This is a genomic window from Dyadobacter sp. (assembly GCF_017744695.1).
GTDB lineage: Bacteria > Bacteroidota > Bacteroidia > Cytophagales > Spirosomataceae > Dyadobacter.
On record NZ_JAGIAS010000002.1, the window covers coordinates 1,032,124 to 1,052,988 of the forward strand.

The 20,865-nt window shown below is 52.0% G+C and carries 18 protein-coding genes; 10 read left to right on the forward strand and 8 right to left on the reverse strand.

Going from position 1 to position 20,865, the window contains the following annotated elements; genetic code table 11:
• Positions 1 to 204 precede the first annotated feature (204 nt).
• Positions 205 to 918: a DoxX family protein gene (locus J7619_RS11700; protein WP_291198163.1), complete on the forward strand. Its 714-nt coding sequence runs from the start codon at positions 205 to 207 to the stop codon at positions 916 to 918.
• Between the two features lie 48 nt (positions 919 to 966).
• Here J7619_RS11700 and J7619_RS11705 read toward each other — a convergent pair whose 3' ends face one another.
• Together J7619_RS11705 and J7619_RS11710 are read right to left on the reverse strand one after the other, a co-directional pair.
• Positions 967 to 1,785, reverse strand: coding sequence for a tyrosine-protein phosphatase (locus J7619_RS11705; protein WP_291198165.1), 819 nt, complete (start codon positions 1,783 to 1,785; stop codon positions 967 to 969).
• A 27-nt stretch (positions 1,786 to 1,812) separates the two neighbouring features.
• Positions 1,813 to 4,707, reverse strand: coding sequence for a TonB-dependent receptor (locus J7619_RS11710; protein WP_291198167.1), 2,895 nt, complete (start codon positions 4,705 to 4,707; stop codon positions 1,813 to 1,815).
• Positions 4,708 to 4,960: 253 nt separating this feature from the next.
• On the opposite strand from J7619_RS11710, the gene J7619_RS11715 reads away from it, so the two are divergent.
• Complete coding sequence (locus J7619_RS11715) at positions 4,961 to 6,106, forward strand: AraC family transcriptional regulator (protein WP_291198169.1); 1,146 nt, start codon at positions 4,961 to 4,963, stop codon at positions 6,104 to 6,106.
• Positions 6,107 to 6,211: 105 nt separating this feature from the next.
• Complete coding sequence (locus J7619_RS11720; RefSeq protein WP_291198171.1) at positions 6,212 to 6,778, forward strand: biopolymer transporter ExbD; 567 nt, start codon at positions 6,212 to 6,214, stop codon at positions 6,776 to 6,778.
• A 42-nt stretch (positions 6,779 to 6,820) separates the two neighbouring features.
• On the opposite strand, the gene J7619_RS11725 is transcribed toward J7619_RS11720, so the two are convergent.
• Complete coding sequence (locus J7619_RS11725; RefSeq protein WP_291198173.1) at positions 6,821 to 8,017, reverse strand: MFS transporter; 1,197 nt, start codon at positions 8,015 to 8,017, stop codon at positions 6,821 to 6,823.
• A 147-nt stretch (positions 8,018 to 8,164) separates the two neighbouring features.
• On the opposite strand from J7619_RS11725, the gene J7619_RS11730 reads away from it, so the two are divergent.
• Entirely contained in the window at positions 8,165 to 9,328 is a 1,164-nt protein-coding gene (locus J7619_RS11730; protein ID WP_291198175.1) for a hypothetical protein, read from the forward strand.
• 100 nt (positions 9,329 to 9,428) lie between these two features.
• On the opposite strand, the gene J7619_RS11735 is transcribed toward J7619_RS11730, so the two are convergent.
• Positions 9,429 to 10,112 carry a porin family protein gene (locus tag J7619_RS11735; protein WP_291198177.1) on the reverse strand — a complete coding sequence of 228 codons (684 nt, stop codon included), beginning with the start codon at positions 10,110 to 10,112 and terminating at the stop codon, positions 9,429 to 9,431.
• Between the two features lie 236 nt (positions 10,113 to 10,348).
• On the opposite strand from J7619_RS11735, the gene J7619_RS11740 reads away from it, so the two are divergent.
• Together J7619_RS11740 and J7619_RS11745 are read left to right on the forward strand one after the other, a co-directional pair.
• On the forward strand, positions 10,349 to 10,702 hold the full coding sequence (locus J7619_RS11740; RefSeq protein WP_291198179.1) for a TfoX/Sxy family protein: 354 nt from the start codon (positions 10,349 to 10,351) through the stop codon (positions 10,700 to 10,702).
• 121 nt (positions 10,703 to 10,823) lie between these two features.
• Entirely contained in the window at positions 10,824 to 11,750 is a 927-nt protein-coding gene (locus J7619_RS11745; RefSeq protein ID WP_291198181.1) for a DUF3078 domain-containing protein, read from the forward strand.
• Between the two features lie 8 nt (positions 11,751 to 11,758).
• On the opposite strand, the gene J7619_RS11750 is transcribed toward J7619_RS11745, so the two are convergent.
• Positions 11,759 to 12,661 carry a ClpXP adapter SpxH family protein gene (locus J7619_RS11750; protein ID WP_291198183.1) on the reverse strand — a complete coding sequence of 301 codons (903 nt, stop codon included), beginning with the start codon at positions 12,659 to 12,661 and terminating at the stop codon, positions 11,759 to 11,761.
• A 120-nt stretch (positions 12,662 to 12,781) separates the two neighbouring features.
• On the opposite strand from J7619_RS11750, the gene J7619_RS11755 reads away from it, so the two are divergent.
• The 4 genes from J7619_RS11755 to J7619_RS11770 all read left to right on the forward strand — a co-directional run bounded on the left by J7619_RS11755 (position 12,782) and on the right by J7619_RS11770 (position 18,225).
• On the forward strand, positions 12,782 to 13,138 hold the full coding sequence (locus tag J7619_RS11755; RefSeq protein ID WP_291198185.1) for a helix-turn-helix domain-containing protein: 357 nt from the start codon (positions 12,782 to 12,784) through the stop codon (positions 13,136 to 13,138).
• Between the two features lie 122 nt (positions 13,139 to 13,260).
• The gene (locus J7619_RS11760; protein WP_291198187.1) at positions 13,261 to 14,664 is read left to right on the forward strand and encodes an AraC family transcriptional regulator; all 1,404 of its coding nucleotides are present in this window, start codon (positions 13,261 to 13,263) and stop codon (positions 14,662 to 14,664) included.
• Positions 14,665 to 14,739: 75 nt separating this feature from the next.
• Entirely contained in the window at positions 14,740 to 14,931 is a 192-nt protein-coding gene (locus J7619_RS11765) for a cold-shock protein (RefSeq protein WP_106593716.1), read from the forward strand.
• 159 nt (positions 14,932 to 15,090) lie between these two features.
• The gene (locus J7619_RS11770; protein ID WP_291198193.1) at positions 15,091 to 18,225 is read left to right on the forward strand and encodes a two-component regulator propeller domain-containing protein; all 3,135 of its coding nucleotides are present in this window, start codon (positions 15,091 to 15,093) and stop codon (positions 18,223 to 18,225) included.
• Positions 18,226 to 18,242: 17 nt separating this feature from the next.
• On the opposite strand, the gene J7619_RS11775 is transcribed toward J7619_RS11770, so the two are convergent.
• The 3 genes from J7619_RS11775 to J7619_RS11785 all read right to left on the reverse strand — a co-directional run bounded on the left by J7619_RS11775 (position 18,243) and on the right by J7619_RS11785 (position 20,835).
• Positions 18,243 to 18,890 (reverse strand): response regulator transcription factor, encoded by a 648-nt coding sequence (locus J7619_RS11775; protein WP_291198195.1) that lies wholly within the window; start codon positions 18,888 to 18,890, stop codon positions 18,243 to 18,245.
• 87 nt (positions 18,891 to 18,977) lie between these two features.
• Positions 18,978 to 19,421, reverse strand: coding sequence for a hypothetical protein (locus J7619_RS11780; protein WP_291198197.1), 444 nt, complete (start codon positions 19,419 to 19,421; stop codon positions 18,978 to 18,980).
• A 91-nt stretch (positions 19,422 to 19,512) separates the two neighbouring features.
• Positions 19,513 to 20,835: a T9SS type A sorting domain-containing protein gene (locus tag J7619_RS11785; protein WP_291198199.1), complete on the reverse strand. Its 1,323-nt coding sequence runs from the start codon at positions 20,833 to 20,835 to the stop codon at positions 19,513 to 19,515.
• Positions 20,836 to 20,865: the final 30 nt, after the last annotated feature.

Genomic DNA, 20,865 nt, shown 5'->3' on the forward strand with positions numbered 1-20,865 from the left:
ATGACGGTTGATTAGAGAAGTCTGCGACCCGCTAATCTAGGCCATTGTAACCACCAGTTGAGTAATAATTAATACTATTTCATTGTCGAAAATTCGCCACAGACAATAAGCATGATGCTATCTTTCAAGAATCAAAAAAGATTTCTCCATTTTACTTTGAATTGCAAAGTACTTTTTAAATATTTGAAAAATTTTAAAACCGATATGCGTCTTCTAAACCGCCTGGCTGCATTTTACCTGGAAGCGAAAGGGAACAAATGGTTTCGCTACTTCGCCGTTTTCTGCCGCATTGGCGTGGCGATGGCCTTTATTCCCTCGGGCATGGTGAAGGTCATGGGAGAAAGGTTCACGGCACTGCCCTCCAACCATCCGCTGGGGCATTATTTCGATGCGCTGCATTTGACCGGCTTTTATTATACGTTCATCGGCGCCGGGCAACTGATCACCGCTGCCCTATTGCTCATTCCGCGTACGGCTGTGCTGGGCGCGCTCATGGCTTTCCCTATCATGTTCAATATATTCGTGCTGGTCCATGCCACCCGTTTCGAAGGTACACGCATTGTCACGCTAATCTTACTCGCGAATAGCTACCTGCTTTGCTGGTACTTCGACAGGATCCGGTACATTATGCCATTTAAAACGACCAACCTGGGCATACCGACCTACAAGTCGGGCAGCAACAAATTCCCTTTCGCATTCTTCGGTCTCGTGATCGCGGTCATTGCGGCGGTTATCATCGGCAACCTTTACATGTACGACATCCGCCCCGGTAATTCCGCCGAGGAATGCACGAATGGCTGCCCGGGCAACAGTAGCCCGGAAGCCTGCCAACAGTTTTGCGACTGCATCTACAACCAGGGCAAGCCGCTGGATACATGTTTGAAGGAATATGAAGGCGCCTCCGCGCGAGGAAAATAGAAATCCGCCGGCAAATCAGCTTTGCTGGCGGATTTATTTGGTATCGCATTAAATGGTGTATTTAGCTCGCAGCACCCCCAGTTCCTTCTCCCCAATCCCCAGTTCTTTCTGCATAAATGCTTCCACGCTGCCGTATTCGGATTTCAGGGCCTCGAAGAAAATGTCCAGCAGTTCGGGCCGGAGTTCCATTTTCTTATTGAGCTGCTCCACACTCATGCCCGTCTGTTCGGCCAGGGGTTTCATCATTCGTCCCATCATGGGCCGCAGATAAATATTGGATGCGGTGAAATCCTCATTGATTGTCTGCCTTGGAACGCCGAGCGTGTACAGAAACAATGCGGTTGCCATCCCGGTGCGGTCGCGGCCACCGGTGCAGTGGTAAAGCATCGCGGTGGTGTCATTCATGACCAGCAATTTCTGAAAAAGAGGCCGGTACCGTTCTCCGAAGTATTTAATCCCTCCTTTTCCATAAAACTCTTCCAGAAAGCCGTCCCCTTTGAACATCTGGCTCATACGCTCTTTCGACATCATACCGTCGTCGCTTCCGGCCGGGCTCAGCAAATAGTCGGTTTGAGGCAGCAGACGATCCGGCGCCTGGGCGGATTCCTGCTTGCCGCGAAAATCGATAACGGTATAAATCTGTTTTGCCCGTAGCGTATCGAGGTCCGACGGTGTCAGTCCCTGGATGGATGCGCTGCGGAATACCCTGTTCCATTTTACCTGCCGACCGTCGGTGGTTTTATAACCGCCCACATCGCGGAAGTTAACAGCCCCGCGTACGTGTACGAGCCGGCGTGTGCTGTCGGCGAGCTGGCCGAATGAAATCAGGGGAATGAGAAATGCTAAACAGAAAATCAGTTTTTTCATGAGTCAGTATTAATGAAATGGATTTAATTACTTGATGATGTCCCAACGCAGCCCGGCTTGTCCTTTGCGGCCGTACCATTCCGTGGAGGTAGTCCGGCGGCGGTCGCCTATATACATTTTGACAGGCGAATCGCTCAGGTTGTTAAGCTCCACGAATGCCCGCAGGCGCTTGTTGATCGTATAGGTGGCCGAAGCGTCGATGGTGAAATTGGCGTCGGTCCAGATGTAATAGTCAGGCCCGAGCTGCTGGTTGATGGTTTCGACAGACGCCCCGCGGTAGTTCCCGGCGAGCCGTATCATCACATTGTTCTTTTCGTAGAACAGGATGGCATTAAACAGGTTTTTCGACTGGTTCGGTAACTGGGTACGGTCCGTGCTGACATTCCCTTCCACCCCCCGCGGCACCTTTACGCGGCTGTCGATGAATGTGTAGTTGACCTCCACCCCGAATCCCGACCAGAAACCGGGCAGGAAATCCAGCCTTCTGTTAATGCCCGCCTCGAAACCCAGTAGTGACGCATTTTGAAGGTTTTTGGCCTGCGTCACCAGGTAATCGTTCCCGTCGATCTTCTGCATTCCCATATTGGAGAACACCACGTCCTCGATCCGCTTATGGAAAACCCCGCCGGAAAGAAGGCCGATATTCCGGAAGTAATGCTCGCCCATCAAATCGAAATTATTTGAAAATGTAGGTCTCAAATCGGGATTACCCTGGCTGATGGTCATCGGCGTTTTGGTATTGTCGATGGAAGTGCCCGGCGTCATATCGCCGAAGTTCGGGCGGATGAAAGTCCTGGTATAAGCCGCACGCACATTGGTTTGGGCATTCACCGCATATTTGAAGTGCAGCATCGGCAGCAGCGCATTATAACGGTTCACCACGTTGGTAGGCGTGATCACGGTCGTGGCCGGCGTGCCGGCAATAGTAGCTGCCGAGCCCTCGAGGTCCATGTAGGTGTACTCGTTGCGCACGCCACCCACGACGCGAAGCCGGTCGCTGAGCTGGTATTCGGCCATCACATAAGCCGCAGCCACTTGCTCGGAGCCTTCGTAGAGTGCCGTCGGGTTGGTTTTCGGCGTCACTTCGACGAACCCGTTTTTCGAAAGCGATTCCGTACGGTACAGGTTAAACAACTGGTCCTTCGTCAGCGGGTCCATCAGATATTGGTTATGGCTGCCGGGCATTTGGCCAAAGAATTCAGTTCCGCGTGCCGGTTTAGCCGTTTGCAAACCGGCCAGGGACAGCATCGCCGGGGCGTTGGGCACACCAAGCGCCGCTCCTGGCATGAACACAATGCTCGAACCATAGGTGCTTTCCCGGTATTTGTGCCGGTACTTCGCGCCGAATTTGAGTTTGATCGTTTTCGAAACTTCCGTTTGCACATTCAGCTGGGCATTCCGGTCGTGCTCGCTGTTATCGAGCTGCGCGATGACCAGTTGCTGGAGCAGCAATTTTTGCGGGTCCATCGTTTCAGAGGCATTGGCTAACCCGGCATCGAAATGCATCGGGTCGCCTCCTGAGCCGTCGGGTGAATCGAAGCCCCAGTAGCGTTTGCCATCCGACGAAAGGTTCTTGAACCCGCCCGTGATTTTCTGCCGGAAAGTCGCGATCGGTAAGCCTTTGGTCCCGTAGGTAGGCGGGGTTTCTAGGAAGTATTTTGAAGTATAATCACTTACCGACCAATCCAGTTTAAGCCTGGCCGAAAGCTGGTGGTCCCCGCCGATTTCGCCGCCCCGAATAGCGGTCTGGTAATGCGAATAGCGGTAATTGTACTGATAACGGCTGTTAGAATAGTCAATGTAGGATTCCGATACCGGACGGATATCATTGAATTTATTCAACATCCCCCTGAAAAACAGCTTATTGGCACCATTCAGTTTATATTCCATGCCTAAGCTCAAACCCATGGTCTGGCGTTTCCCCATATACCGTTTGAACATCACCGAATTGATGGATTTCTTCTGTACAGGATCGGCCAGGCTCGTATTATAGCTTACATCAAAGGCATCGGCGCCCCATTGGCGGTCCCAGATCGCGCCGGCCACCACCACGCCCAGCTTGTCCTTAAAAAACCGGTCGCCATAGATCAGCGACGCATTGTAAGTGCCGTTTTTTGAAAACGAATTGTAGCCTCCCGCCAGGCTTGCATTGAGCTGCCGGTAAGCCGGGGCCGTTCTCGTGATGAAATTAATAGCGCCCCCGATGGCGTCTCCCTCCATATCGGGCGTGACAGCTTTTGCCACCTGCACGTACTGGATCATTTCCGAAGGGACGGCGTCCAGTACCGACGACCGGTTCCCGAGTACATTCGAACTTGGCAGCCGGCTCCCGTTGAAAAGTGTGGATGTCCACGCGAAAGGCGTGCCGCGAACCGTGGCCTGATCGGCCTCGCCGTGGTACCTGGCCACCGCGACGCCCTGCATGCGCTGTACCGCCTCGGCAATATTGCGGTCGGGCAGTTTCCCGATGGCGTCCGAGGCCATCACATCGATGATTGCATTCGCGTTCCTTTTTATGCTCATCGCCTTGATCTGAGATGGCGCCATGCTGCCTGTCACGAGCACTTCGCCGAGTGTATTCTGCTCGTCGGGCCGCAGTTCGATATTACCAAGGTCAGTAATGCCTTTGCCAATGGTAATGTCGATTTCCTTTCTGCCGTAGCCCACATAAGAAATGACCAGCCGCGAGCTTCCCTCCCGGGCCGCATTCAGGGTAAACGAGCCATCGATTTCCGTGGAGGCAAACAGTTGGTGGGACGGCATCCCGACCGTCGCGCCGGGAAGGCTGCCTTCCTTGCTGATCACCACGCCTTTGATCGTCTGCGCATGCAGGCCGAATGAGAGCATTACCAGCACCGCCGATAGCCGCAGGTATTTGAAGTGTTTTCCGGTGAGGGGGCCGTTTTTTGTAAAAGTGTACATCGTTGTCCGAAATTGTTTCCGGCAAAGGTGCGGGAGCGCCTACCCGGCTTCAACCCACGCCAACAACTGGTACGGAGCAACGTCCCACTCGTTGGGCTGATACCAGCATCACACTGGATAACAACCAGTTGTCCGACTATTAATAAATCATTAAGAAACAAAATGGAGCAGCCCGGAAACTGATGACAAGCGGTTCGTTAACACCCAGGTAACATTCGGCATGTACCTTTGCAGGTGAGCAACTATCCCATACATGCATCACATTATCGCAATCGGCATCTTTCAGGCGGTGGTCGCCGCGGGTATGCTATGGAAAGGCAAAGTGCGGACGAGCGCCGACACGCTGCTGATCATGTTTATCGCATGTATCGCCTGCCATCTTTCGATCAAATTTGTGATTTACAACTTTGTGAGCGACGAGCAGGTAAGGCAGCAGATGAATACGTTTATCGGCTTCTGCTACGGGCCACTCGTGTACCTGTATGCGCGCAAAGTAAGTGACGACACCTTCGTGCCCGCCACGCGCTGGTATGTGTTCCTCCCCTTCATCACGGGCGCAATCGCCTATTTTACCATCGCTGGAGTTATCCTGTTTTCGGGTACATCGGGGTACAAGCTGCTCAAATGGTATAACCTGGGTAGTTACGCCTGCATATTGGCGTCCGACATCGGCTACGCGACGCTCGCCCTGCGGCTCCGGAACAGCTTTGAAGCAAGCAAAGTCGTGGAGAAACGTATTGTATCGATTATTGCATGGTGCTTTCTGGGAATGGTCCTGATTTCCGCGCCGGTCTATTTTGCCAACACATTCTTTCACGCCGACCTGATGATCCCCGTCCGGATCGTTACTTACACTGCATTGAGCGGAATCTGCGTCCTGATTGTGTATTACAAATATGTGGCGGGTGCAGCGTCGGCTGTTACGGTTTTTTCCGAACAGATCACCACAGGTACGACCGCACCGCCGCAGTTGCTGCAAAACGAAACGACGGAAGCGGCATTGTCCAAAAAAGCAGTGTTACCGGCGGAAAAACAGGAGGAAATCTGGGCCTCGCTGGAAGAGCAAATGCACCGGCACCACTTTTTCACCGATTGCGACCTGAGCCTCGACAAGCTGGCCAGCCTGACGGGCATTAACAAATACCACCTCTCGGAGACCTTGAATGGTTTGGCCGGAAAATCTTTCTACCAATACATCAACGAGTATCGCGTCGCCTACGCATTGAAACAGATCGAATCGCTGTCGTCGGCCCGGCCGGAAGAGGTCAACTTCCTCTCGCTCGCCTACAAATCCGGGTTCAAGGCCAAATCCTCCTTCAATCGTTATTTCAAGGAAATCACCGGTTTTACGCCCTCCGAACATCTTAAAATGCTCCGCCAGCCGAAAATCGCAGTGTAAGGCCTTGTAAAAAAGACTACGCAAAGTTTGTTTTTATATTAAATTAAATTATATATTTGATCAACAAGGTTAACCACTCTTTTCAACCACTAACCAACCTGACCAATGGCAGCAATTGAAGTATCCGGCAATGCCCGCAGCGCGGGTGCCGGCCGAATGAGAAGCCGGATTTCGACCCGCGTCGATATGACACCCATGGTAGATCTCGGCTTTTTGCTGATCACGTTCTTCATGCTCGCGACCACCATGAGCAAGCCTACATCGATGTCGGTCTTCTTTCCCGAAAAAAACACCGTCGTCGACACCGAGCCCATCCGTGCATCCGGAGTTTTGACCCTTTTCCTGGGCAATCACGATGCAGTTTATTACCTCGACGGCATTGCCGCAACGGATGAGCGAGCTGCCTTGTCACTCAAAACCACTCGTCCCGGCTTCGACCTCAGGAATGTGATCTTCGCCGCGAAAAAACGTGTCGCCGCCTTGCCTCGCGAAGGAAACGATGAACGTTCGCTGATTGTGGTAATCAAACCAACCGCTGTTTCGCGCTATAAAAACATGGTCGATGCTATGGATGAGATGGCCATTACGAAAACGCAACGATATGCATTGGTCGATCAGCTTACCGAAGCCGAAACCAAACTGCTGGGCGACAGGATTGCAGAAAAGAAATAGCACGTTTACAACCCTCTCTAACCGGAGCCGATCGCCCTCCTATTAAGTAACTTGCGACTTTCGTTCCGTCATGGCATACCATTGCAGGACCGCAAAAGCAGCGATCAACAATGGAGCGGCGATCAGGTTCACGACATTCCATCCCCAATGGTCGAGGGCGGCCCCAGCCATGAAAGACGACAAAGTGGCCACTGCGTATACCAGGAAGTCATGAAACGCCTGGCTTCTGGCCCGGTCGCCATTCGCGTAGGATTTTGTCAGCAGCGCGGTGCCCCCGATGAACATGAAATTCCAGCCTATGCCGAGGAAGATCAGCCCGGTGGTAAAATGAAAAATGGCGGTTCCCGATAAGGCCAGCGACAAATGCAGCAGAAATATGAAAATACCGCAGGAAATAACCCGCACTGCACCAAAACGCTGGATGAGATTACCGGTGAAAAAAGAAGGCACGAACATGCCCAGCACGTGCCATTGAATAACCAGCGACGAATCGTCTGCGTTATACCCGCATAATTTCATGGTAATGGGCGTGGCGGTCATTACCATCACCATCACGGCAGACCCCACTGCGGAAGAAGTAATGGCACCGATGAATGCAGGCCGTTTCAGTATCTCCGAAAGCGGACGTCCGTCGTGTGCAGGCTCCTGAATAGCGGCTTCATGCGTATCGTGCCGGATACGGGAGACTGCCGCCAAAGCGCAAACCGACAAGGCCATGATCGATATGTAGGAATACAGAAATGGTATGTCACCAATATCCCTGGTAAGCCGCGCAATGGACGGCCCGGCAACGGCGGCAAACACACCGCCCGAAACAACCCACGAAATGGCTTTGCTCCTGTCGGCCTCCGGCACAGACTCCGCCGCCGCAAACCGGTAATACTGCGAAAAGCCCTGGTATGCCCCGACAAACATATTGCCGATGATGAACAGCCGGAAATCGACCAGGTAGATACCCAGCGAGGTCAATGCACCTGCCAAAAACCCCAGCCCGATCCCGACCATAAAGCCACGCTTTCGTCCGTATTTTTTCATCAACATCGACGCGGGAATCAGCGCGGAGGCCGTGCCGATGCTAACCACCGCGACGGGCAACGTCGCCAGGGCTTTGTCTGCGGCCAGGTTGTACCCGACAAGCCCGGATAATGCCGCGACCAGTATTCCCGCCGTTTGAAAAAAGGCCTGGCCAGCCACCAGCGGGAACACATTTGCCAGAAAACGGCCTTTGGGATTAGTCATATCGGAATATCGTGATTTTGTCGCCTTTCGAAGCGAAACCTTCGCAATATTATCGTAATGGCGGATACCTCCGCACCTTTCACTAGGTTATTTCGCTCCGCCTCTGCCGTTTTGCTATTTTTAATCCCACAAGGAAAACAATCCGTTATGCATATACCTTCCCCGGACGAAGTACGGGCCATCGCGGCGATCTCCGATGCCACGATCCGCAACTTACGCATTACGCAGTGCTATTGCGAACTTTCAACGGCGTTCGTTAGCCGCACCGGTCTGGTTGCCAACTGGTGTACATTCGCTACATGGGCCTCGAAGCAGGCTGGGCAGAGCATCCGCCGCGAAGACCTGCTGCGGAGCCTGGAAGCCAGGCTGAACCTCGGCCAAATCGAGGAATTGAAACTGATCTGGCGCATTGCAAGGGAACTGGGGATCGACGGTGCTTTGCAACAAAAACTGCCCGGCATTATCCATAATACCTGGCTGGCGGGCATCATCGATGCGACGAGCGAAGCCGTTGCCCAGGGTAACCGCAAGGTTTTCGAGGAGATCGGCTGGGAATTTGCACGGTTCTTTGATGCCGGGTTCGGAGATAATGCATTTGACCAGCAGCGGTTAAATGCATTCTGTGCCGCATTGCGCCCAGGTAACCCTCCCGACGGCCAGCAATATCTCAAACAGGCGTTTACCCACTACCATCAGGCATTTTTTGAAGAAGACGCGCAGTTGCGGACGGAATTGCAGCTGCTCGCCAATCTTGAAATCGGGTTCCATGAACAGACGCGACTGCAACCGGAAATTGCCGCGTCGCTGAATGCGGCGTTTACCATAGACAAGGAGCTTGTCCGGAAGAAAATCATAGATGCCTTTTTCCCACCCGACAGCAGGATGGCGCGCATCCGGCTCGCCTATCTGAAAATCACTGGCAAAACGTCCCGGCTGGATGTCGCTATCGACCTATTGATGACGCGCTTGCAAAGCATTGTCAGGGAACAACTCACCGCGCACCTCATGACATTGACAATTCCACCGGACCTGCACCTCTCGCTCGGAAAGGATTTGAACAAGTCCTACCCGGCCGCATTGTTGCACCTGTCGTGTACGGACCTGACCGCGTTGCTTTCGAAAATAGATCCCACCCCCGACAGCCTGGCTCAAAGCGGCGCGATCGACTGGGCCGATTTGCCGGACCGCATGCATTTTATCGCCGAACTGTTCCGCTGTTACCACCTCGATCCGGCGCTTTATACCGACGCATTTACACCGCAGCAAATCCAGTCGATGAAGGCGGGAAAATTACCCGAAGGGAGGCTTTGAAACAGAACCTAATTGTAGGCTACACGCCGTCCGAACTATTAGTTAAAAATTCATTTTCGGAATTAAGTCCAAAACAAATAGCACACGAATTTTTACAATACTATTTTTTAAGTGGTATCAAAACGCCTAAATGTATGGAAACCCCTTTGTTGTATAAATCTGCATCGGACATTTTTCTTAGCCCATAATGGTATCTCGCCTCGGTAAATATTTTTCCAAATTGAAGGGGATAAGCCACTCCGGCGCCTCCTGTCAAACCAAAATCGAATGCCCGGTAACCATTGGGTTGTGTGAGATCATATTCTGTATAACTATCCTCCAACAATACTCCATTCTGATATTTCTGGGTAGTCGATTTTATTTTCTGCGGCCCTAAACGGAACCGGAATTCGGGGCCCAGCGACACAATACCTTCGAATTTGCCTATACGCGGTTTATATTGAAACAGCACGGGCACTTCAACATAGCCCAACGAAATTTCCCCAAAAGTCCGGGTTCTCTGTCCGGCAGGGCCCGCAAGCCATACCCCGTCAAAATCAAATTTCGCGCCGCGCTGGGAAAACCCCGGTTCCACTTGCAGGCTGAAATACCGGTTAACCGGCATATTGAACAGCAATGCTGCGTTGACACCGGCTTTTGATTTATATTCAATGGGAGTAGGCACTCTCAAATTCGAGAAATTGACACCGCCGCGGAGACCAACACTTATTTGGGCAGCAACATCCAGGTGAAGAAATAAAAATAATGCCGCGAAAAGAATGGAGCATTGTATCGTTTTTTTCATGAACTAATGGAGATTTGTGAGTCAGTTTATCACAGAACGTGAATAAATAACTATTCCATATTCGCATTAGCCAAAATTCTATTATCTATTTCAACAATAAGCTGCATTTTTAAAATAGAAATTACTCTCATTAACAAAAACACATTCTTGATCAATGACTTTGTATTCGAATTTGGGCATTTTAAGTTTTGAAAAAATATAACTACCTTAAATAGCACCATTTCATCTTTCATATTATGGCATTCAACGAAAAATTGAGCGATCGCATCCGGGAAGCGTTGTCAGGACAGGAAAACGTAATCGAGAAGCGGATGTTCGGAGGGGTTTGTTACATGGTCAACGACAAAATGTGTGTCGGGGTGATTGGAGAAGAAATGATGTGCCGGGTTGGCGAAGAGGCCTTCGACGCGGCCATCGAGCGTCCGGGATGCCGCGAAATGGATTTTGCCAGCAGGCCTATGAAGGGTTACGTGTACGTGAGCGACGAGGGCATGCGTACCCGTGAAGATTTTCAATATTGGATCAATCTTTGTCTTGCCCATAACCCGAAGGCCAACGCTTCGAAAAAGAAATCGGTGGCAAAAAAGTAAAAATATAGGGCCACACTGCGATAGCGAGCCCTTTTCAAGCAAATTTTACCAGCAAAAAACTTGCTTGAAACGCCACAACACGAATATATTCGCCCGATTATTAAATAGTATTTTTTCGGGTATGCGCACAAGGACGGTAATTCCGGTTGTAGTTTTTTTCCTTATTTTCTCATTATCAGCAGCATTTGCACAAAACAAAGCCGACTTCTCCAATACCATCAATGCCGGCCGGCTGAAAACAGCCAAGGATACGGCCTGGCACAAGATCGAATTCGGTGCCAATCTCAACCAGGGATCGTTTAGCTCCAACTGGACGGGCGGCGGTGTCAACTCCGTCGCGCTCGGTGTATTTTTTAATGCCTTGAACGAAAAAAAGACGGGTAAGAACTCGTGGCGAAACGACTTCCAGTCGCAATATGGTATTGTGCGCAACAAAGGCCAGCAAAGCCGCAAGAACGTCGACCGGATTTTCTTCGATACCAAATACAACCGCGAGCTCTCCCCGAAATGGAGCCTCTTCGCCAACATCAACTTCCTGTCGCAGTTCGCGGCGGGTTATGAATACAGCGCCGCCACCGATTCGGTCGCTTTCAAGAAAAAGGTCTCCGGCTTGCTCTCGCCTGCCTACCTCACCGAAGCCATCGGTATTGAGTACCGCCCTGCGCCCTATTTCTTCGTCGACCTCGCGCCCGGCGCGTTGCGGCAGACCATCGTCGTCGACCGCGACTTGTACGTCAACACACCCGATCAGAAAAACTACGGTGTTCCCATAGGCAAGCGTGTGCGTACGGAAGCCGCGCTGATCCAGCTCGTAGCCAACTTCGACAAGGACGTGGCCAAGGATGTCAATCTGAAATTCAGGTATCTGATGTTTTCAACCTTCCAGGACCCATTGGAGATTGACAACCGCCTGGATGCGCAGCTGACGGCCAAAATTAATAAGTACGTGAATGTGAACCTGGGCGCTATCGTGGTTTACGATAAGGACCAGAGCACGAAAATCCAGTTTGCACAGGCATTGAGCATCGGCTTCCTTTTCGCGCTCTGATCAGGGAATCACGATTTCCAGAGGGTACCATTGGGTGTGACAAAGGCTGCCAGAAGTCCTTCCCCGGCGAGCGCGCCTAATTGCTGGTCCGCGGCGTCGAAATCCTGGCCCGCCAGCACGGCAAATTCCTGTGTGGTGAGGGTCGGGTATTTGCCGAACAAGTCCTGCCAGTTTTTGCTGTACCAGGCCTTGGGCGCACCGGGATGCATTTTGGCGATCGCAGCTTCGAACACGTCATAGGGCTTAAAGCCATACACTTTTTCATGCAGCCCTTCCCGGTTGAAAACCAGGAGCGTTGGAAAGCCGCGGACAGTCCATTGAGCTGCCAGTTTCAGATCCTCGCGGAACATCGTGACCGCGTCGGTTTGATAATCCCGCTCAAACCGGGCAACGTCCAATCCGGCATAACCTGCCGCTTCCGACAAATGCTCCCATCGGGTGATATTCTTCTTTTCCAGGAACACCATCTCCCTGATTCTCCGCAAAAACGCGATAGCCTTGTCCTCATCCTGTATCTGTGCCGCCTTGAAAGCCACCGAAGGCGGATAAGACGAATGCAACGGATCTTCCAGCCATACGTCGCCGACAATGGGCATTTTGTAATAATGGCTTACCTCGTCCCAATGCGGCGCCACATCGCTCGGTTTGCTGATTCCCCCGCTGTTATAGGACCAGTCGGGCAACAGGCCGCCCATCCGGTATTCGAGCTCCACCAACTGGCCGTATTCCAGTTTCAGCCTTCTCAGCTGCGGCTCGATCCCCCAGCATGTGGAACAGATCGGATCTGTGAAATAAATGATTTTGACCGGTTTCGTTCCCGGTTCGACAGTGCCTTCAATATTTTCGGCAGGTGCCGACGGCAATTCGCAAATGCCGCTTTCGGTGTCGCAGAGCAGTGGATTGTTTTTCATACACGAAAGTACCTTCCATATAGTTTCCAATTGTTATGCATTTCCCTTTGGTAACCGGTTACCTCTTGGAAACTACCAGGCCCAGCTTTACCTTTACACAGCAACAGCTCAGTCACCGGAATGAAAAAACAGGCTTCGTGCAACACCTCGCCGCAATGCAGGAAAAAGATACTCGCGATCAAGGATGCGATGGAGATCCTTTCGGGAAAATGGAAGTTCCATATATTGGGGACGCTCCTGCTCAATGATAAAATGCGCTTTATGGACCTGTTGCGCGAAGTGGATGGCATTGCCGCGAAAATGCTTTCCAAAGAACTGCACGACATGGAGATGAACCGGCTCATCACCCGCCGGGTGCTCGATACCAAGCCGGTAACGGTCGAATATGAGCTCACCGAATACGGCCGCTCCGTGGAACCGATCATCAACGAAATCGCCGGCTGGGGGATGCTCTACCGCAAAGGCGTGGTGGCATAATAAACCTGAATTGCCTACGGTTACCTTAAGTTTTTTTGTTAATTGCCGATGATCTCAAAATTCACAATCGTGGCGCCTCGGTAGTCCTGGGCGTGACGGCACCTATCTTCAAATAATGATTTATGTTGCCTGAAAACCTGTCGTCCGCACCCGTAACCATCGCTGTTCTCCCATTTACAAACCTGAGCAGCGACCCCGAAGAAGAGTATTTCAGCGACGGCGTCACGGAGGAAATTATCAATGTGCTGAGCCGCGTGCCTGGCTTGCAAGTCGCCGGCCGGACATCGTCTTTCACATTCAAAGGCAAAAAATATGACCCGCAATGGATCGGAGAGCAACTGCAAGTAGGCCATATCCTCGAAGGCAGCCTGCGGACATCGGCAGACCAGCTGCACATCGCCGCCACGCTGGTCAACACCGGAGACGGTACCATCCTGTGGTCGGAAAAGTACGACCGGGAGTTGGAGGACATATTCGATGTGCAGGAAGAGATCGCGCAAGCGATACTGGACGCGGTAAAGATCAGGTTACTGGGCGAAGAACCCGCACTCGCATTTAAACGCTATACCCACAACAAGGAGGCTTACCAGCTTTACCTCCGGGCCCGGTTTTACCACAATAAATTCGGCGGAAGCGATGATTACCTCAAAGCCATCGGATATTTCCGGGAAGCGCTGAAAATCGATCCCGCTTATGCGATAGCCTATTCCGGCATCGCTTCCTGCTACCTGAACATGTGGTTTTACCGCCATATGCCGGCCGCAAAGGCCCTGCCGCTGATGAAGGAGGCTACCGAACAGGCACTCGCCCTGGACGATGCCATCGCGGAAAGTTACCTCGCGCTCGCACGCATGCAAATGCTGTACGAGTGGGATTTCAGCGCCGCTTCCGCATCGTTCAAAAAGGCATTGGAGCTGAACTGGAATACGGCCGACCTGCATGCGCAGTACGCATTGTACCTGGCCCTCACCGACCGCCCTGCCGAAGCCGAGGAAGAAGCGGCCCAGGCCCTTGCCCTTGAACCATTCTCGCTGATCAACAATTTCTATGCGGCCTATGTGTACTGGATCTCGGCGCGGTTCGACCTGGCTGTCGGACAAGGACGTAAACTGGTGGCGTTGGATCCGTCGTTCTGGGGCGGCCATATGATCACCGGCCTGAACCTCATCACCCTGAAACAATATCCGGAGGCCCAGGAGGCGCTTGAAGCAGCATTGGAAATCAATTACAACGGCATTACACTCAGTGCTTGCGGTGTACTTTTCGGGTTGTCGGGCGAAATTGAAAGCGCCAGGGATATTCTCACCCAAATGAAGACACTCCAACAAACCAGCGTCGTGGCGCAATACGATTTGGGCATTGTAAACGCTTCGATCGGCGAAACGGAGACAGCAATTGCCTGCTTTCAGGCGGCGATCGACCAGCACGAGCCGCCGATGCTATTCTTTAAATACATAACAAGAGACTGGCTTTCAGGAGAACTGTATGACGAGCGATACGAAAGGCTGGCCGCCGTCCGTCATTAATTTTACAAAAATCATATTTACGTTACAACGTCGAAATTTTATTTTACCTTTGAAGCTTAACAAAAAAGTAAAAGTATGAACAAGGGAAGGGTTAAGTTTTTTAATGAAACGAAAGGTTTCGGTTTCATTACTCCTGAAGATGGGGGAAATGACATTTTTGTACACACATCAGGCCTGAAAGATAACGTTCGTGAAAACGATCTAGTGACTTACGAAGTGGAGAACGGCCGGAAAGGACTCAATGCTGTCAACGTTACATTAGCCTGATCAGTCGCTTGACCTGGCAAACAAAAAATCCTCCTTCCGGGAGGATTTTTTGTTTAGGGGCCCCTCTCTACAAACGAGCGACTACCTTATGGATATTTCATCGAAATATGTAGAATAATTTCTATCTTGTCGATCATTCCGTACGCATTAGTCTTACCAGTGAATAAAAGCACCCGTCCTTTTTATCTTTTATTGTTTTTCTCGTTCTGCAATCCGCTCTGTACCTGGTCTCAAAATACGCGACGACCGGAGTTACAGGAGTTCCGCATTGAACACTTCACCGACGAGGACGGTCTGCCCCAAAACAGCGTGTATGCCATCGCGCAGGACGAACTGGGCTATATGTGGCTCTCGACCCAGCGGGGCCTTGCCCGATTTGACGGCAAAAATTTCAAGATTTTCGACGATTTTGGCAAAACCTATTCCGCTGCAATTATAGCGTCGTTCCATATCGACCCGCGCCCGAAACCCGTCGGCTTTTTCGCGCTGAACGACGACTGGGAGTTCATTCATGTATATCAGGGCAAGGCTGTGCTCGACACCACGCTGCATCAATACGTCAGGCAGCAACCATTCCTCTATCCGCGGAAACACCAGGGGCACATCATGGAGCGTCACCCGAGATTGTATTACGGCAACCCGTACCCCAACTACGCCGTGTATCCGGTCGGCGACGATCGCTTTTTTGTTTTCAACGGCACTACACTCGAATATTACAGGCAGAAAAAACGTGTAGGGAGGATAGGCTGGGCCGATGACGTACCTTGGCACTTCTTCCGGACCGGGAACAGCCTTTACCACCTCAAAAACGGCAAGCTCAACCGGTTCGCCCTCGACTCGACACCATTCAGGTCCCGGCCAGCCATTTTAAAAGGCGCATTGGCCAATGAGGCACTGTTCTGGCAGGGGAAATACGACATGTACTGGAACAATGCGACGGAACAAACGTTTATTCGCGTGGGACCATCTCTTTATCGGCTGACGCCCGAGCGGAATGGGGATTTAAACTCCGAACTGATCCTGACCGGGTTTGATTTCGGAAAAGAGCAGATAAATGCAATTTATTACGACTTCAAGGCCCAGCGTATCTTCATAGGCAGCCAGCTCAGCGGTCTTTTTGTGCTTACCCGCGAAAAGTTCAGCACGCACGCATCGCCCTACCCCGGCACCGACCAGGTTTACTACGGGCAAACGCTGCTCGACAAAAACACCATTCTATCGAACCAGGGCATCGCGTACACCGCCGACCCGTCCGGAAATGTCACCAGCAGGCAGGTCCCGCTGATCACTAGCAGCGTATTCTGGGACAAAACCAGTATTCTGAAAGACCAGAACGGCTTCATTTGGTGCAAACGTGCCACGACGCTGATGATGCTTGAACCGGACGCGTCTGCGATTAAATTTTCCTGGACATTACCCTCGGAAATCTCCCAGCTCTACCAGGGACCGGACCGGACTATCTGGATTGCTACCCGCACGAAAGGCCTTTTTTTCATCAATGCGCCTGTCAATGCCAACAGCCAGCCTACTTTGTTCCTCCAAGGCCCCTTCACCAACATATCATGGGTGGTGGAACAACCGGCCGGAACGATCTGGGTCGGCACCGGCCAGGGCCTGTTCAGGGTCGCACGGAAAACGAAGCAAGTCTCGGAAGTTAAGGGATTGGAAGGCATCTACATCAGGAGTCTGTACACCTCCCCCAACAATACCGATCTTTGGATAACGACCTATAAAGATGGTTTTTTTCTTCTCAGAGATGGAAAACTGACCCACTTTCCACTCGACCGCAAGGGCTATCTGGCCAATGCACACTGCATCGTCGAAGACAGGAACGGTTTTTTCTGGATTCCCACCAACCGGGGGTTGTTTCAGGTATTGAAAAAAGACTTGTGGGATTATGCCGACAAACCCGCTGAGCTCTATTATCACCACTATTCGAAAACCGACGGGTTCAACAGCAACGAATTCAATGGAGGGTGTGAACCCTGCGCCGTCCGGCTGCCTTCCGGAATCGTGTCGCTGCCCTCTATTAACGGACTGGTGTGGTTCAAGCCTGAACAAATACCGGCGGAAATGCCTGATAAGAAAATTGTGATCGACCGGATCGAGATCGATCAGAAAACCCTGATTACCCCTCAGAAGCACATTTCCTTCCTGCAAAGTCAAAAACAGCTGAAAATTGAGGTCAATACGCCGTTTTTCGGAAATGATTACAATGTCGAATTCTCCTATGCCCTCGCGGAGCGCGGCAGCACGCCCGGTGCCGCAGACTGGCTGGGCATCGATGCTCCCGTTGCCAATAAAGCGACGATCAACATTTCCACGCTCGGAAAAGGACATTACACCCTGTATGTCCGGAAAATGAATGGTTTCGGCATCGGTAACTACGGCTACGAAACCCTCGACATCGACGTACCCCCATTCTGGTATGAGACGTGGTGGTTTTACCTGTCGATCCTGATCGCAGCATTTCTGGCAACATTTTTCTACCTCAAATACCGGATACGGTCCGTACAGCGAAGGAGCCGGCTCCTCGAACTTCAGATCAGCGAGCGTACCAGCCAGTTGCAGGGCACGCTGCGCGACCTGGAAAGTTCCCAAAACGAACTGCTGGACCAGATGCACCTGCAATCGCGCCTGATGGCTTCCATCGCGCACGACGTACGCTCCCCGCTCGGGGCGGCCATTATCGTGGCCGGCGAAATGCAGAAAATGATCGAACGGCAACAGTTCGACATGGTGTCGCTTTTCGGCAAAAACATTGAAGACGCATTGCGCATGGTGAAAGGCTCACTGGAAGATCTGCTGGCCTATGTAAAAATCCAGGTGTACAAACACGAGCCAAAGAGTGAGACGGTGGCGCTGCACGAGTTGCTGGAAGAAAATATGCAACTCTACGGTAAAAACACAAAAATCAATTCCAATACCTTCCGGAATCTGATACCCGTCGATACGTTTATCGAAACCCACCAGCAACTGCTTAAAATCGTGATTCATAACCTCATCGACAATGCCAACAAGTACACCGACAATGGCGAGATCAGGGCTTACACCGCATATGACGACAACCGGTTGCAACTGATTATCGAAGATACCGGGCGAGGGATCTCCCGGGAGCTGCTGGCCTGGTTTATGGAAGACAAAGCATTGCCGCCCTCATCGCCGCAGACGGGGATCGGGCTGGTGATGATCAAAGAACTGGCGCCGTCCGTAACCGATCGCATTGAAATGGAACGGCTCGATCCCGGCACGAGGGTTACCCTTACGTTCCGCGCATTTTCACAGGATGCCTGACCTCAGGACGCCTGACCTCAGGGCTTTTCAGGAATTTCCGGCTGCCTGAGCTTGGCGGCGAGGTCGATGACATTATCGACGCCCAGTTTTTCGAAGATCCTTGCTTTGTAAGTGCTGACGGTATTGGATTGAATGTCGAGATGGGCGGCTATTTCCTTTACCCATTTGCCGGCGATGAGCATTTCGGTAATCTCCCTTTCGCGCCCCGAAAGACTTTTGATCCCGAATGGGCGCGTCCGTTTTTGCTTGCCATACGTCGCCACGTCCAGCAATCGCTCCTGCACTGCCTGGCTCACATAGCGGCTCTTTTTAACCACCGTCAAAATGGCTTTGATCGTCTCGCTCTTTTCCGCGGTTTTGGAAAGGAACCCGTTGGCGCCGGCAGCGATGAATGCCAGCGCATTCTGCTGCTCATCGGCCGCTGAACACACCAGAATGGGCGTATCGGGCTGGAACTGCCGGATTCTGCTGATCATGCCGGTCCCCTGTCCGCCGGGAAGTTCGATGTCAAGCAGGATCAGCTCATACGGATTGCCTCGCATGCGGGCAATAGCGTGATCGAAACTATCCGATTCATCGATATTGGCCTGGCTGTAAAGTTCCTGCAACACAATCTTCATACTCATCCGAACCAGAAAATGATCTTCAACGACAAGAATGTTCATGGGCTAAGCGTAATTAGTGGATTTTCGGGCAAAGTAATGTATAATTGTAGTAATAATTCGCAAATCAACCTGTCAAATTTTACCGAATCAGTGTTTTGCTTTTCCGGCGACTTTCGGGCCGGCAGCAATGTCCGAAAGGAGTATTTGCTGAATATCAAAACTGACAAACCGCAGCCGTTTGTGGGCGCGGTGCAATGCTTCGGCAACCTCTACTGCGTCGGACTTTCTGGAAATCAGCGCCGTAATACCTGCCTTCGCGAATGCATAAATATACTCAAATTCATCACCCAGATACACGACCACCGCTGCCTGCGGATAGGCCCTCTTAAATGTATCGAGCAAAGCGATATTCTTTCCGTCGGCAACACCGGCGTCGAGTACCACGATGTTCACGGGCTGGCCAAAGTTTAATGCGAGTGTTTTTTGGAGCGTTTCCGCTTCAAAGATAGTAATATCAGGAAATTCACCGATGATAATGGTGCGTAAGCCGATGTTCAGAGTGGGGTTATCCGTAACGATCAATATCGCCATGTTGTTGACGCGAGGTTATTCTTTTTAATGGGTGCAGATTACTCTCCCGGGCCTCACAAGCAGGCCCGGGAGAAGCCGGATAATCATTGCCTTACCTGGTAACGGCTACTTTGTGTGTGCTGATAGTGCCGTCAAACAGGGTCAGGGATACGATATAGATGCCAGGCGTTAATTTGCTGACATCGATTCCCTCGTTTGACACCTTTTGAACCCGCATCAGGTTCTGTCCCGAGATATTTTTGACCGATACTTCCTTTACGTTCGCATAACTGTCGATCCGCAATTTGTCCGATACCGGGTTAGGATAAGGCCGGACCGTCTCGCCCTTGATCTGCACGTTACGGATCGCGCTATACGCGTAGGTATCGTCCTTGTCCACCATTTTCAGGCGGTAAAGGTTCTCTCCCGACAGCGGGGCATTGTCCGTGTAGGTATAGTTCACGAGCACCTTGCTTTCGCCCGTTGAAGCCACGGAACCGATCATCGCCCACTTTTTACCGTCGGCGCTGCGCTCTACTTCGAACCGGTCGCTGTTGGTTTCCTCGGTGGTAGCCCAGGACAGCAGCGCTGTTTTCCCCTCGGCGACGGCCGCAAAGCGGGTCAGCGTCACCGGCAACGGCAACGTCAGCGAAGCGAAAGTGTAAGCGGTGTAAGTATCCGGTGCCAGTGGTGAAATGGTGGTGATCGAACCCGCCGCCAGGTCACTGGTACCGCCCAATATGGAGGTAACATCCACTTTGGAAGGAATGGCAACCCATTGGGTCCCGTCCCATCCTACGATCGACAGCTTGTTGAGCTGGCTGCTGGTCAACGTTCCGATCGCGCTTCCCGCGTCCCAGGTCAATGTCAGCGGCGTCGCATTTGCCCCGTCGATATCCCAGTACTCGACCGTGCTCACCACTTCCACATTGGTCCCCATGCTGCTGGTCGGAAAAGGGCCGCCGTTTGGCAGCGGGGCATAGTTGGAGCCGGTAAAAAGGTTGCTGGTGACGGCCGTATTGGCGTCGGCGTGAAAGTAAGCGCCCATAACCCCGTCGGCCGAAGCACCAAACTGGCCAAGAGCGCCATTGTCGCCCACAGGAAAGATAAATGCACCTGCCCCGTATTTACGCACGTAGCCATCCACATAGCCCGCATCGGACGCGCCTGTTGAAGTAAGGTTATCGCCCGAGAAGTTAAGCACGCCGAAATTCCCTGCTGCGCGTTCCGTCAGGATTACGCCCGGCTGGGCGCCGCCGCCCCCGGTCACAAAGTTGTGGTTACTGAAAAACGTCATCTGGGCACCCCCGAAAATCGTGGTATTACCCTGGCTGCCCTCCTGGGCCTGGGCCAGGTGCCCGACTAGAAGCAATGCGGCCGAAACCGCCACATTGCGCCATCCGCTTCCGGATGAACTGTTATAAAGTCCTTTCATTGTTTCGCGTTGGTTAAATGACAGGCATTT